Annotated in this window: 1 protein-coding gene; it reads left to right on the forward strand. The window is 62.0% G+C overall.

The features are described from left to right. Window positions 1-140: 140 nt before the first annotated feature. Window positions 141-397, forward strand: a 257-nt coding sequence (locus D7X96_RS39390; RefSeq protein WP_208647473.1) for a hypothetical protein, incomplete at its 3' end; no start/stop codon positions are given.

Raw genomic sequence — 397 nt, forward strand, 5'->3', positions numbered from 1 at the left:
GCAGAGCGTCTCGAATGTGCATGATTGATCTGACATTTCTTGCAAACGGTTGCAGAAATCCGTACACTCGCCCCAAAGCATCCGTCCATGAGCAATGTCGATGGACGCTCCACCCGAGAGAAAGCGAGAAAGAACCTTCTATGCAGCCACGCACCTTCGGGACGATGGGCGTCGACTGGGAAGAGCGCGTGCGCTTCGATCGGTTGCGCGAGGAGCGGCTCGCGCGGATCTCGCGGCTGCTCGCCGGCTCCGAGCTGGGCGCACTGCTGTGCTTCGACATGGCGAACATCCGCTACGTCACGGCCACCCACATCGGCACCTGGGCGCACGACAAGTTGATCCGCTTCTGCCTCCTCCCGCAGGACGACGCCCCGATCATGTGGGACTTCGGCTCGGC

The organism is Corallococcus interemptor (assembly GCF_003668875.1).
GTDB lineage: Bacteria > Myxococcota > Myxococcia > Myxococcales > Myxococcaceae > Corallococcus > Corallococcus interemptor.